The 13,189-nt window shown below is 65.4% G+C and carries 11 protein-coding genes; 3 read left to right on the top strand and 8 right to left on the bottom strand.

The genetic code is table 11. The annotated features are described in order from the left end of the window. Nucleotides 1-44: 44 nt before the first annotated feature. The gene (locus C451_RS15600; protein WP_007742007.1) at nt 45-644 is read right to left on the bottom strand and encodes a GNAT family N-acetyltransferase; all 600 of its coding nucleotides are present in this window, start codon (nt 642-644) and stop codon (nt 45-47) included. Nucleotides 645-725: 81 nt separating this feature from the next. Between C451_RS15600 and C451_RS15595 the strand changes: the two genes are divergently transcribed. After that, nucleotides 726-2,201 (top strand): replication factor C large subunit, encoded by a 1,476-nt coding sequence (locus C451_RS15595; protein WP_007742005.1) that lies wholly within the window; start codon nt 726-728, stop codon nt 2,199-2,201. Between the two features lie 120 nt (nt 2,202-2,321). Here the strand turns inward: C451_RS15595 and C451_RS15590 are convergent, their stop codons facing one another. Beyond that, nucleotides 2,322-2,801, bottom strand: a complete 480-nt coding sequence (locus C451_RS15590) for a COX15/CtaA family protein (RefSeq protein WP_007742004.1) — start codon at nt 2,799-2,801, stop codon at nt 2,322-2,324. An 86-nt stretch (nt 2,802-2,887) separates the two neighbouring features. On the opposite strand from C451_RS15590, the gene C451_RS15585 reads away from it, so the two are divergent. Beyond that, the gene (locus C451_RS15585) at nt 2,888-3,961 is read left to right on the top strand and encodes a M24 family metallopeptidase (RefSeq protein ID WP_007742003.1); all 1,074 of its coding nucleotides are present in this window, start codon (nt 2,888-2,890) and stop codon (nt 3,959-3,961) included. A gap of 163 nt (nt 3,962-4,124) precedes the next feature. Then, nucleotides 4,125-6,485, top strand: coding sequence for an NADP-dependent malic enzyme (locus C451_RS15580; protein ID WP_007741998.1), 2,361 nt, complete (start codon nt 4,125-4,127; stop codon nt 6,483-6,485). A gap of 49 nt (nt 6,486-6,534) precedes the next feature. Here the strand turns inward: C451_RS15580 and C451_RS15575 are convergent, their stop codons facing one another. The 6 genes from C451_RS15575 to C451_RS15550 form a co-directional block, all read right to left on the bottom strand. Continuing rightward, the gene (locus C451_RS15575) at nt 6,535-8,376 is read right to left on the bottom strand and encodes an acetyl-CoA carboxylase biotin carboxylase subunit (protein WP_007741996.1); all 1,842 of its coding nucleotides are present in this window, start codon (nt 8,374-8,376) and stop codon (nt 6,535-6,537) included. Between the two features lie 65 nt (nt 8,377-8,441). Next, entirely contained in the window at nt 8,442-8,714 is a 273-nt protein-coding gene (locus tag C451_RS15570; RefSeq protein WP_007741994.1) for a hypothetical protein, read from the bottom strand. Next, the gene (locus C451_RS15565) at nt 8,714-10,273 is read right to left on the bottom strand and encodes an acyl-CoA carboxylase subunit beta (RefSeq protein ID WP_007741993.1); all 1,560 of its coding nucleotides are present in this window, start codon (nt 10,271-10,273) and stop codon (nt 8,714-8,716) included. Before C451_RS15565 ends, C451_RS15570 begins: the two co-directional genes overlap by 1 nt. A gap of 72 nt (nt 10,274-10,345) precedes the next feature. Then, a complete protein-coding gene (locus C451_RS15560; RefSeq protein WP_049913158.1) occupies nt 10,346-11,704 on the bottom strand; it encodes a sodium-dependent transporter in 1,359 nt (452 codons plus the stop codon). Between the two features lie 66 nt (nt 11,705-11,770). Beyond that, nucleotides 11,771-12,472: an SDR family oxidoreductase gene (locus C451_RS15555; protein WP_007741991.1), complete on the bottom strand. Its 702-nt coding sequence runs from the start codon at nt 12,470-12,472 to the stop codon at nt 11,771-11,773. Nucleotides 12,473-12,603: 131 nt separating this feature from the next. Next, a complete protein-coding gene (locus C451_RS15550) occupies nt 12,604-13,017 on the bottom strand; it encodes a hypothetical protein (RefSeq protein ID WP_007741990.1) in 414 nt (137 codons plus the stop codon). Nucleotides 13,018-13,189: the final 172 nt, after the last annotated feature.

The following is a 13,189-nucleotide window of genomic DNA, read 5'->3' as shown; positions in this document are numbered from 1 at the left end:
CGAAGCCCCGTCGAAAGTAGCTTCCGGCGGGTCGAACGGGCGCTTTATCCCGTCGCGTTCAGGTACTCGTCCTGGGTGATGGTGTAGCGATACTCGTCGGCGACGCCCTCGTCGTATGGAAGCCAATTTCTGAGCAGCCCCTCACGACGACCGCCGTGAGCCTCGACGTAGTTCTCGACCGCGTGCCGTGATTTCGCGTTGTCCGCGTGGTGGGTGACGGCGACGACCTCCAGGTCCAGTCGGTCGAAGGCGAGTTCGATGAGCGCCGCGGCGCGCTCGCCGGAGTAGCCACGACCCCAGAAACGCTTGCGGAGCCACGTACCGAGCGTTCCCGTACGCCGATCCCAGTCGATCGTGAGCCCGCCAGCGCCGGCGAACGCACCGGCACCGTCCTCGCCCTCGCGCGGACGAATGGCGTAGGTCACGGCCTCGCCCTCGTCCCACTGTTTCTCGCAGCGATCGACGAACTCCCTCGATTCGCCGACCGTCTCGTGGGGATCCCACGGCATATATTCGGTGACTTCAGCCATCGCCTCCTCGCCATCGGCGTCAGAACAGATCTCATAGAACTCGAACAGATCGAGATTCTCGTGCGAGAGCCGTTCGAGAACCAATCTATCGGTCTCGATGCGTTCGGGGAACACGTGCTGAGGTCCCACGGTGGTGTCAAAAACGTTCGGCCGTGCTCCGGAATCACTAAACGCGGCTCGTCCGTAGCGCCGGCAATGGATTGGACCGAGAAGTATCGTCCGTCGACGCTCTCCGAGGTCCGGGGTAACAACAAGGCTCGCGACGCGCTCGCCGAGTGGGCCGAGACGTGGGACGAGCATCGGGAGGCGGTCGTCCTCCACGGCGCGCCCGGCGTCGGCAAGACCTCGGCAGCGCACGCGCTCGCGGCCGACATGGACTGGCCGACGATCGAACTCAACGCCTCGAACCAGCGCACCAAATCCGTCGTCGAGCGCGTGGCGGGCGAGGCCGCGAAGTCGGGGACGCTGACGGGCGGGAGCGCCGGCCGGCGGCTCGTGATCATGGACGAGGCCGACAACCTCCACGGAAACGTCGATCGCGGCGGCTCGCGGGCCATCACGGGGCTGGTGAAGGAGGCCAGCCAGCCGATGGTTCTGATCGCCAACGAGTTCTACGACATGTCGAAGAGCCTCCGGAACGCCTGCGAGACGATCGAGTTCCGCGACGTCTCCGCGCGCTCGATCCTCCCCGTGCTCCGGGACATCTGCCGGCGCGAGGAAGTGGAATACGACGACGAGGCACTCGACGCCATCGCCGAGCGCAACAGCGGCGACCTGCGGGGGGCGGTCAACGACCTCCAGGCGCTCGCCGAGAGCACCGAGAGGCTCACCGCCGACGACGTGGTGACGAGCGATCGCGACAAAACCACCGGCATCTTCGACTTTCTGGACGCGCTCATCAAGGAAGAGGACGCCGAGGGCGCGCTCCGATCGTCCTACGACGTCGACGAGACGCCCGACGATCTCATCAACTGGATCGAGGACAACGTCCCCAAGGACTACGCGGGGGCGGAGCTCGCCGACGCCTTCGACAACCTGGCGAACGCCGATCGCTGGCTCGGGCGCGTGCGAGCCACGCAGAACTACTCGTACTGGCGATACGCGGGTGACGCGATGACCGCCGGCGTCGCCGCCTCGCGCCGGGAGTCGAAGGGTGGCTGGACGCGCTACGGCCCACCGAGCTACTGGTCGAAGCTCGGGCGCTCGCGGGCCACTCGCGACAAACGCGACTACATCGCCAGGCAGATCGCCACGGCGAGCGGCACGAGCATGGCGAGCGCTCGTCGCGAGATCATGCCGTTTCTCGCGACGATGACTCACCACTGCACGAACCGCGACCTCACGGTGTCGATGGCCGCCCGCTACGACATGGACGCCGAACACGTCGCCTTCGTCACCGGCAGCGGCGAGGACACCAACAAGGTCCAGTCGATCGTCGAGGACGCCACGAAACGCAGCGAGGAGGCCGCGGTCGCGGGCTCGGAAGGTGCGTTCGAGGGTGCGACGCGAACCACGAGCGACGGGTCGGACGACCCCGACGAATCGGGCGAAAGTGACGCGACGGACGAAGAGAGCGCAGCTGGCGACGACGACAATACGGCCGACGAGGAGAGTGCGGACGATACCGAGGAGTCCGACGACTCACAGTCCGGTCTCGGCGATTTCTCCTGAGTTCGGAACGAGAAGGGTTTGGCGAAGAACGACTGTCCGGAGTCAATACGCGGATATTTCGATCTCGGTGGGAGCAGCTGACGACACGGCAACTGGACTGACAGTACGAAACGAACGTCGTCAGTCGGCGGTCGTCGCGGCGGTGGTATCGCTGCTCGCTGGGGCCTCGTCGGGCGATTCGTAGGCCCAGACGGTGGTCGCCACGAGCGCGGCGAAGATGACGAGCGCGGCGGCGTGGTGGGTCACCTGGACGAGCGCCGTGTAGGTCGTGACGGTCGCCCCGCCGAGCAGGATCTGGACGGGGAGGACGACCAGTGCGACCGTGCTGGCAAGGCGGGTTCTGCGGCTCTTGTGACCGCGCCAGGCGGCGTAGGTCGTCCCGAGGATCATGAAGCCGGTGACCATCGCGACGAGTCGGTGGAACCACTCGATGAAGCTCGGCCAGTTCGCCGGGAACAGCCCGAAGACGCCGCCGTTACAGAGCGGCCAGTTGGCCCCGCAGGACAGACCCGCGCCCGCGGCGGCGGTGTACACGCCGAGGAGGATGAGCGCGAACGTCATCCCCGTCGTGACGGCAGCGAGGTGGCGGAATCGAACCATCGCCGAGAGTTAGGGGCGGTGGTACTTACGTCTGTTCGACTCGCCGCGGCCGCGATCGTTTTGGGTCGCTCGCTCGATTGACGACCGTGCACACTGACCCGGAAAAGGTCGCCCGTCTCGACGAGTATCTCGCCGGAACCGACTGCGAGGCGGTCTGGTTCGCCCGTCCGTCGAACTTCGCGTGGCTCACCGGCGCGAGCAACGTCGTCGACCGCGAGGCGCGCGTGGGCGTCGCAGCAGCGGGCTACGACGGCTTCTTCCACGTGCTCACCAGCAACAACGAGGCACCACGGTTCAGAAACGAGGTGCTCGATGACGTCCCCGTCGAGACGTTTCCGTGGTACGAACAGTCACTGGCCGAAGCCATCGCCGAGCGGTCGTCCACCCCGTTCGAAGCCGATTTCGAGGTGCCCGATGCGGAGCGCGTGGCCGCCACACGACTCCGCACGCCGCTCACGGAACCCGATATCGAGCGCTATCGTGCGCTTGGGCACGAGGCCGCGATCGTTCTCGAAGACGTCTGTCGAACCGTCGAGCGATCCGATTCCGAACGATCGGTCGCCGCACGACTCGAAGAGGAACTGTCCACCCGCGGAATCGACACGCCAGTCCTCCTCGTCGGTGGCGAGGAGCGCGCACCGAACTACCGCCATTTCCCGCCGACGGAGGCCGAGATCGGCGGCTACGCACTGGTGTCGATCACCGCACAGCGCGATGGGCTCCACGCGAGCGCGACGCGAACGATCGCCCTCGATCCGCCCGACTGGCTCGCTACACGCCACGAGGCAGCCATGCAGGTCGAGGCGGCTGCGATCGCAGCGACGCAACGACTCGCCGAAGAGGGTGGCACCGCCAGCGACGTCTTTCGGGCGATGCAGGACGCCTACGCGGCCGTCGGCCATCCCGACGAGTGGGCACGCCACCATCAGGGCGGTGCCACCGGTTTTGCGGGTCGGGAGTGGAAGGCGACGCCCGACGGCGATGCAGCGATCGAGGCACCGATGGCGTACGCGTGGAATCCGACGGTGCAGGGCGCGAAAAGCGAGGACACCGTTCTGATCGACGATGGCCTGGAGACGCTGACGGCGACCGGCGACTGGCCGACCCACGAGATCGATGTCGACGACGAGACGATCGTCCGTCACGACCTCGGCCCGTAACGACCGAGTTCGTCAGTCGTCGAATATCGGTTTCGGTTGGTTTTTTAGTGGTGTCGGCCGTGACGGTAGACATGGGACTGGACGAGGACGCACTCGACTATCACCGCGAGGACCCGCCCGGCAAGATCGAGATCTCGACGACCAAACCCACCAGCACCNAGACATGGGACTGGACGAGGACGCACTCGACTATCACCGCGAGGACCCGCCCGGCAAGATCGAGATCTCGACGACCAAACCCACCAGCACCCAGCGCGATCTCTCGCTGGCCTACTCACCTGGTGTCGCCACTCCGTGTAATCACATCCACGACGATCCCGACGACGCCTACACCTACACCGCCAAGGGCAACATGGTCGGTGTCGTCTCGAACGGCTCCGCCGTTCTCGGATTGGGCGATATCGGTGCACAGGCCTCGAAACCAGTGATGGAGGGTAAAGGCGTCCTGTTCAAACGATTCGCCGACATCGACGTCTTCGACATCGAACTCGACGAGGAGGATCCCCAGGAGATCATTCGCACTGTCGAGGCGATGGAACCGACCTTCGGCGGTATCAATCTGGAGGANGTCTTCGACATCGAACTCGACGAGGAGGATCCCCAGGAGATCATTCGCACTGTCGAGGCGATGGAACCGACCTTCGGCGGTATCAATCTGGAGGACATCAAGGCCCCCGAATGTTTCGAGATCGAGGAGCAACTCCGCGAGTCGATGTCGATCCCCGTCTTTCACGACGATCAACATGGGACCGCCATTATCTCCGGGGCCGCCCTGCTCAATGCCAGCGATATCGCCGAGAAAGAATTGGAAGATCTGGAGATCGTCTTCTCGGGTGCCGGTGCGAGCGCGATCGCGACTGCACGCTTCTATCTCTCGCTCGGTGCGCAAAAGGAGAACATCACGATGTGCGACTCCTCGGGCATCATCACCGAAGAGAGAGCTTCCCATGGCGACGTCAACGAATTCAAAACCGAATTCGCTCGCGACGTTCCCGAGGGGAGTCTCGAAGACGCTATCGAGGACGCCGACGTCTTCGTCGGGCTCTCCGTTGGGGGCATCGTCTCCCAGGAGATGGTCCGCTCGATGGCCGACAATCCCATCATCTTCGCGATGGCCAACCCCGATCCCGAAATCAACTACGAGGACGCCAAAGCTGCCCGTGACGACACGGTGATCATGGCCACCGGCCGGTCGGACTACCCCAATATGGTCAACAACGTGCTGGGATTCCCGTTCATCTTCCGGGGTGCGCTCGATGTCCGCGCCAGCGAGATCAACGAACAGATGAAGGTCGCCGCCGCCCGCGCGCTCGCCGAACTCGCCCGCAAGGACGTTCCCGATGCGGTCGTGAAAGCCTACGGCGATCAACCGCTCCAGTACGGCCCCGAGTATATCATCCCCAAACCCGTCGACCCCCGGGTTCTGTTCGAGATCACGCCCGCCGTCGCGCAGGCTGCCGTCGACAGTGGCGCTGCCCGCGCCGATGTCAATATCGACGACTACACCGAGGAACTCGAAGCGCGCCTCGGCAAGTCCCGCGAGATGATGCGTGTCGTCCTCAACAAGGCCAAATCCGAACCCAAGCGACTCGTTCTCGCCGAGGGCGACGACGAGAAGATGATCCGCGCCGCCCACCAGATCGACGATCAGGGTATCGCTCACCCCGTTCTCATCGGCGATCGTGAACGCATCTGGGAGACGATGGACTCGCTCGGGCTCGATTTCGATCCCGAGATCGTCGATCCCGACGAGGCAAACCTCGAACCCTACGCCGATCGGATCCACGAACTACGCCAGCGCAAGGGGATCACCAGAACCGAGGCTGCGGATTTCGCTCGCGAGAAGAACTACCTCGGCAGCGTGATGGTCGAGATGGGCGATGCCGACGCCATGCTCACCGGGCTGATGCACGACTATCCATCCGCGCTCCGTCCACCGCTCCAGATCGTCGGCACTGCTGACGACGCGAACTACGCTGCTGGCGTCTACATGCTCGCGTTCAAAAATCGGGTGATCTTCTGTGCGGATGCGACCGTCAATCAAGATCCCGACACCGACGTCCTCGCCGAGACCGCACAACACACCGCGGAGCTGGCCCGGCGGTTCAACGTCGAGCCACGGGCGGCGCTGCTGTCGTATTCGGACTTCGGCAGCGTCGACAACGAGGGTACCCGCAAACCGCGCGAGGCTGCACAGAAACTTCGTGAAGACTCCAACGTCGAGTTCCCCGTCGACGGCGAGATGCAGGCCGATACCGCCGTCGTCGAGGAGATGCTCGATGGAACCTACGACTTCTCGGAGTTGGACGAACCCGCCAACGTCCTCGTCTTCCCGAACCTCGAGGCGGGCAACATCGGCTACAAACTCCTCCAGCGACTGGGTGGTGCCGAAGCGATCGGACCGATGCTCGTCGGCATGGACAAACCCGTTCACGTCCTCCAGCGAGGCGACGAGGTCAAGGACATCGTCAATCTCGCCAGCGTCGCCGTCGTCGACGCCCAAGAGAACGGTATCGAAAACTGACTCGCCGGTAGCGGTTTTTTCGTCGTCGAAAGGGGTTTTGCAACCGGGTTTAGTCGAGAACGACCAGCACGTCGCCCATATCGACCGATTCGCCCTCGGTCGCGGCGACTTCGACCACCTCGCCGCCATGGGATGCCACGACGTCGTTTTCCATCTTCATCGCTTCGAGCACGCAGAGCACGTCGCCGGCGGCGACCTCGTCGCCCGCGGCGACGTTCACGTCCAGAATCGTCCCCTGCATCTCCGCGGTGACCTGCTCGCCCTCGGCGGTGCTCGCGTTACTGCTCCCGCCGTCGTCGCTCCCGCCGCTCGGGCCGGCGGAGCTGAGCTGTTGGGTGTTGCCGCCGCCCCCACCTGAGCTCGCCTGCACCGGCGGTGCGCCGTGCTCTTCGAGATTGACCTCGAAGCGCTTGTCGTTGACCTCGACGACGAAGTCACGTTTGGTGACCTCCTCGTCGTCGCCGTCGCTCTCGGTCTCGGCCGCGCCCCACTTCTCCTGGGCCTCGTCGATGCGCTCGGGATCGAGCTCCTCGTCGAGATAGTTCGTCGTGTGCTCGCCGGCGGTGAACGCCTCGTCGTCGAGCATCAGCCGATGGAACGGGATGATGGTGGTGATTCCCTCGATGCCGAACTCCGCGAGCGCGCGCCGACTCCGAATGAGACACTCCTCGCGATCCTGGCCCCAGACGATCAGCTTGGCGATCATCGAGTCGTAATCGCCGCCGATGTCGTCGCCCTGTCGGAGCGCGTCGTCGAGGCGAACGCCGATGCCGCCGGGCGGATCGTACGTGTCGAGCGTGCCCGTCGCGGGCGCGAACTCCTCGGCCGCGTTCTCGGCGTTGATGCGGAACTCGATCGCGTGGCCGTCGAGTTCGACGTCGTCCTGAGCGAACGGGAGCTCCGCGCCGGCCGCGACCCGAAGCTGCTGTTTCACGATGTCGATACCCGTCAGCTCCTCGGAGACGGTGTGTTCGACCTGGATTCGCGTGTTGACCTCGAGGAAGTAGAAGTTACTTCCCTCGTCGAGCAGTCCGTCCTCGTTGCGGCCCTCGTCCTCGACGAGGAACTCGAAGGTGCCGGCGTTGTAGTAGTCGGCGGCGTCGGCCCCGCGCCGGGCGGCCTCCTGGATTTCGGCGCGCAGGTCATCCGTGAGCGCGGGACTCGGCCCCTCTTCGATGACCTTCTGCTGGCGGCGCTGGAGCGAGCAGTCCCGTTCACCGATATGGCGGACGTTGCCGTGATGGTCGGCGATGATCTGGACCTCGATGTGGCGCGGTGATTCGAGGAACTTCTCGACGTAGACCGAGGAGTTGTCGAAATACGCCTCGCCCTCGCGCTGGGCGCTCTCGAACTGGTCTTCGATCTCGTCCTCGCTCTCAACGACCTTCAGCCCGCGCCCGCCACCGCCGCCCTCGGCCTTGATCGCGACCGGATAGCCCGCCTCGTCGGCGAACGCCGTTATTTCGTCGGCCGACTCGACCGGGTCCTCGGTGCCCGGCACTGTGGGAACGTCGGCGGCGGCCATCTCCTTTCGCGCGCTCGTCTTCTCGCCGAGTTGCTCCATCGACTCGCTGGCGGGGCCGACCCACGTCATCGCGCTGTCCTCGACGCGGGCGGCGAAGTCGGCGTTCTCGGCGAGGAACCCATATCCTGGGTGGACGGCGTCCGCACCGGCCTTCTCGCCCGCCTCGACGATCGCTTCGCCGTCGAGATAGGAGTCGGCGGCCCGCGCCGGGCCGACGTTGTACGCTTCGTCGGCGTAGCGAACGTGGCCGGCGTTCTTGTCGGCCTCCGAATAGACGGCGACGGTGCCGATGCCGAGTTCCTCACAGGCGCGCATCACGCGCACGGCGATCTCCCCGCGGTTGGCGACGAGGACCTTCTCGAACATTCTATCGACAATACCGGGACTTCCGTGATAAATCTATCCGCATGAACTCACAGCGGTCGGCGATCTTACAGTCTATCAGTTCGGCCGGCCGCGCTCCAGGGATCGGTCGGCGCGCCGAGCGTCACCCGGGCCGAGCGCTCGCCGATCGCTCGGAGCCGACCGGCGAACCGCCAGCGCTCGCCCGCCCACGACGGCGTCTCGTCCTCGTCGGCGAGCGCCGCGCGTTCGCGATCGGCGAGGTGGGCGCTCATCGCTGCGGCGATGGCGGCGGCCTCGTCGTCGTCGGCGTCGTCGGGGATGGCCGCCGCGAGCTCGTCGCGGGACGGGTTCGACGCCATCACAGTGGGATGTTGCCGTGTTTGCGCTCCGGCGTCTGTTTGCGCTTGCTCGACAGCATTTCGAGATCCTCGATCAGCGTCGGGCGCGTTTCCTGGGGTTCGATCACGTCGTCGACGAAGCCGCGCTCGGCGGCCGTGTAGGGGTTGGCGAAGGTGTCGCGATACTCGTCGATCAGCTCGTCACGGCGGGCGTCGGTGTCGTCGGCCGCGGCGAGCTCGTCGTCGTAGAGGACGTTGACCGCGCCTTTCGGTCCCATCACGGCGATTTCGGCGGTCGGCCACGCGTAGTTCACGTCCGCCTCGATGTGTTTCGACGCCATCACGTCGTACGCGCCGCCGTAGGCCTTCCGCGTGATCGTCGTCAGCAGCGGCACCGTCGCCTCGGAGAAGGCGTAGAGGAGTTTCGCGCCGTGTTTGATGATGCCGCCCGACTCCTGTTCTTTGCCGGGCATGAAGCCGGGCACGTCGACGAAGGTGAGGATCGGGATGTTGAACGCGTCACAGAAGCGGACGAACCGCGAGCCCTTGAGCGAGGCGTCGATGTCGAGCGTGCCGGCGTTGAATCGGGGCTGGTTGGCGACCACGCCGACCGATCGGCCGTCGAGGCGTGCAAAGGCCGTCACGAGATTTCTAGCGTAGGACTCGGCGACCGAGAAGAACGACCCCTCGTCGACGATGCGCTCGATGACGTCGGTCATGTCGTAGGGTTTGCGCGGCGAGTCCGGAACGAGATCGAGCAGCTCCTCGTCCTCACGTTCGGGATCGTCCCACGGATCGACGCGCGGCGGGTCCTCGACGTTGTTCTGCGGGAGATAGGAGAGCAGCCGCCTGATGTCGTCGAGCGCCTCCTTCTCGTCGCTCTCGGCGAAGTGCGCGACGCCGCTGTCGGAGGTGTGGGCCGCCGCCCCACCGAGCTCCTCGAAGGAAACCTCCTCACCGGTGACGGTCTCGATGACCGACGGCCCGGTGATCATCATGTGGCTCGTCTCCTCGACCATGAAGATGAAGTCCGTGATCGCGGGTGAGTAGACTGCGCCACCCGCGCAGGGACCCATGATCGCCGATATCTGCGGGACGACGCCCGAGGCCTGTTGGTTCCGGTGGAAGACCTCGGCGTAGCCCGCCAGCGAATCGATCCCCTCCTGGATGCGCGCGCCCGCCGAATCGTTGAGTCCGATGATCGGTGCGCCCACCTCCATCGCCTCGTCCATCACCTTACAGACCTTCTGGGCGAACACTTCGCCCAGCGAGCCGCCGAACACCGTAAAGTCGTGAGCGAAGACGAACACCGTCCGGCCGTCGACCTCGCCGTAGCCCGTGACGACGCCGTCGCCCGGCACTTCCCGCTCGTCCATGTCGAAGTTCGTGCTCCGGTGGGTGCGGAGCTGGTCGAACTCGTGGAACGTGTCCTCGTCGAGGAAGTAGTCGATGCGCTCGCGGGCGGTCAGCTTCCCCTTCTCGTGCTGGGATTCGATACGTTCCTCGCCGCCGCCGAGCTCGGCCGCGCGCTTGCGCTCGCGGAGATCGGCGATGGGGTCGGCGTCGGTATCGTCAGTCATGGGTCGTCTCCACGTGGCCGTGCATACCGGGCGTGGTCGGGCAGCGAAAAAGGGTCTTCCGATGAACGATGATTACCGTAGGGGACCCGGAATGATGTAGTAGCCCGTGTCGGGCGTGGCGAGCAGGTCCCAGAGATTGATCCCGACGACGATGACGACAACCGCGAGGATCACCGTTCGAATGCCCCACAGCCAGATCGGCGCGAGCGAGCCGATGCCCGAGCCGCTCGTGAGTTCGTCGATCGCGTCCCGTCCGAGAACCCAGCCGACGAACAGGACGACGAACAGCACCGCGATCGGCAGCAGCAGCGTGACGCCGATGCCGTCGAACCAGTCGAGCCACGCGGTCTCCCACGCCGAGGGGATCCCGAGGAGGAAGATCGCCGCACCGATCCCCGCCGCCGTCGGCAGCCGCGAGAAGCCGTAGTTGTCGACGAGATAGGCGACGACGGCTTCGAGCAGACTGATCGCCGACGACAGCGCCGCGATCAGGATGACGCCGAAGAAGACGACGCCGACCGCCTGGCCGACGATGTCGCCGCCGGGTAGCTCCGCGAGCGCCGTCGGGATGGCGACGAACACCGCGCCGGGACCGCTCGTGTCGGGCGAAACACCCTGAGCGAACAGCAGCGGAAGAACCACGAGGCCGGCGAGGACGCCGATGACGGTGTTCGAGATGCCGATGGTAACACCGTCGACCGGCAGGCTGTCGTCCTCACCGAGATAGGAGGCGTAGGTAATCATCACGCTGAACCCGACCGACAGCGAGAAAAAGGCCTGGCCGAACGCCGCGGGCAGGACGGAGCCGGCGTTGGCGATGATGGTGTCGAGGTTCGGGTTGAGGAAGAAGGCGTACCCCTCGCTCGCGCCGGGCAGGGTCGCCGCGAAGGCCGCGAGGCCGACGAGCATGACGACGACGGCCGGCACCATCACCTTCGTCGCGAGTTCGATGCCGTCCTCGATGCCGAGCGCGACGATCCCGATGGTGATCAGCATGAAGATCGCGTGCGTCCCCACCGAGGGGAGCCCGACCGAGATCGCGCCGAAGTACGACTCGGGTGCGGCGAGCGCGCCGCCGGTGATGCTCCCACCGATGTACCGGAGCACCCAGCCGCCGATCACGCTGTAGTACGAGAGCGTCCAGAAGGCCGCCACGACGCCGATGGCACCGACGAACCACCAGCCAGGATGGCTGAGTTTTCGGAACGCACCGATGGCGCTGGTGTTGGCCCGCCGGCCGATGACGAACTCCGCGAGGAGTACGGGGATCCCGATGAGCAACACGGCCAACAGATAGACGACCAGGAACGCCGCACCGCCGTTCGATGCGGTCTGGAACGGGAAACGCCAGATGTTGCCCAGTCCGACAGCACTGCCGATGGCCGCGAGGATGAATCCCACCCTCGTGGCCCATGTTTCACGTTCTGCCATAGCTGAGGGGGGTTTCGCCCCGGTTAAAAACCTTCGTGAAACGCTCGCGTGTGACCGGCTCTCCAATCAGGCCTCACCGTAGACGGGTACGGCCGCACCGCTCGTGACGCTCGTGGCGTCGCTACAGAGAGCGCAGACGACCGGAGCGATCTCCTCAGGCGTCGGCCAGTCGTCGGGATCGCCCGAGAGCATCTCGCGGTTGGCGGGCGTGTCGATCGTCTTCGGCATGATCGCGTTCGCGCGCAGCTCGCCACGGTTCTCTTCGGCGATCGTCTCCGTCAGCAGGCGCACGCCGGCCTTCGCCGCCCGGTAGGGACCATCACCCTCGCCACCCTCCAGCGACGACTTCGCCGACACCGAGACGATCGCGCCGTCGGTCTCGCGGAGCTGCGGGATGGCGTGTTTCGACGCGAGGAACATGGTCTTGAGGTTGACGTCGAACAATGTCTCGAATTCACCACTACTCGTCTCGTCGATCGGCTGGCCACCCTGCCAGGTGCCGGCGATGTTACAGAGCGCGTCGAGCCGTCCCTCTGCGTCGACGACGTCGTTCACGACGCGCTCGACGTCGTCCTCGTCGGTGAGGTCGGCCTCGTGGAACTCGCAGTCGGCGTCGAGCAGCGAGTCGTCATCGTCGGGCGTGACGAGATCGGTCGCGTGGACGATCGCGCCCGCGCTCTCGAACGCCTCGCAGATCCCGCTGCCGAGCGCGCCGCTCGCGCCGGTGACGAGCACTACCTCTCCGTCGAAATCGAATTCGGTCGACATGCCTCGACGAATGGTCGCCGAACGGAATAAAGCTAGTCACGGATGCCCAAACGAACACGGCACACGATCGAGAGGGAGTTTTGCGGTTCTGTGACGGAGACATCGTTTCCCGATAGGAGCCATCCAGTCGCTTACGCCTCCTCCCCGGACCCGCCGCGGTAGCCGAGATAGCCGACGAAATACGCCCCGGTGATGAACAGCAGTCCCGCGACCGTGTTCACTTCCAGGGCGACGTAGACGCCGATCGCGATGCCCGCGACGGCGACTGCGAGCGCGATCTGCATCCGTAGCGAATACGTCTCACCGGCGTGCGCGGCCTGCGCACCCGCGAAGCCGATGCGGCGCTCGCCGACGTAGGTGAGGGTCATCACCACGAGCGTCACGACCACGAGGACGATTCGCACGGTTCCAGGAAGTTCGATACCAAGCGCCCCGAACAGCAGCGGCGAGCCGATGACGAGCAAGCCGCCGAAGTAGATCAGCAGTCGGTTGGCGACGAGCACGCCGAACAGGGCGTCGAGTTCGCTCGTTTCGGTGTCGGCCATGCGTGCTCTACGCGACCAGTGGGAAAAGCGCAGCCACTCGGGTGAGAGAGCTCGACGGTTCGTCGGCGTCCTCGACGGAGCCGCTGGCGTCGATCGTCGCACGCGGAGCGGGAACGTCGAATAGAGCCGGATGGCGAGTGTGAACACCAGAAACGCGTCGCCGTCGATGAAT

Origin of the sequence: Halococcus thailandensis JCM 13552, assembly GCF_000336715.1 — an archaeon.
GTDB lineage: Archaea > Halobacteriota > Halobacteria > Halobacteriales > Halococcaceae > Halococcus > Halococcus thailandensis.
This window is presented reverse-complemented; position numbering and strand designations above follow the sequence as displayed.

Coding starts and splice junctions, on each gene's coding strand:
- C451_RS15595 (WP_007742005.1), top strand. CDS start 726: ATGGATTGGACCGAGAAGTATCGTCCGTCGACGCTCTCCGAGGTCCGG.
- C451_RS15590 (WP_007742004.1), bottom strand. CDS start 2,801: ATGGTTCGATTCCGCCACCTCGCTGCCGTCACGACGGGGATGACGTTC.
- C451_RS15575 (WP_007741996.1), bottom strand. CDS start 8,376: ATGTTCGAGAAGGTCCTCGTCGCCAACCGCGGGGAGATCGCCGTGCGC.
- C451_RS15570 (WP_007741994.1), bottom strand. CDS start 8,714: ATGGCGTCGAACCCGTCCCGCGACGAGCTCGCGGCGGCCATCCCCGAC.
- C451_RS15565 (WP_007741993.1), bottom strand. CDS start 10,273: ATGACTGACGATACCGACGCCGACCCCATCGCCGATCTCCGCGAGCGC.
- C451_RS15560 (WP_049913158.1), bottom strand. CDS start 11,704: ATGGCAGAACGTGAAACATGGGCCACGAGGGTGGGATTCATCCTCGCG.
- C451_RS15555 (WP_007741991.1), bottom strand. CDS start 12,472: ATGTCGACCGAATTCGATTTCGACGGAGAGGTAGTGCTCGTCACCGGC.
- C451_RS15550 (WP_007741990.1), bottom strand. CDS start 13,017: ATGGCCGACACCGAAACGAGCGAACTCGACGCCCTGTTCGGCGTGCTC.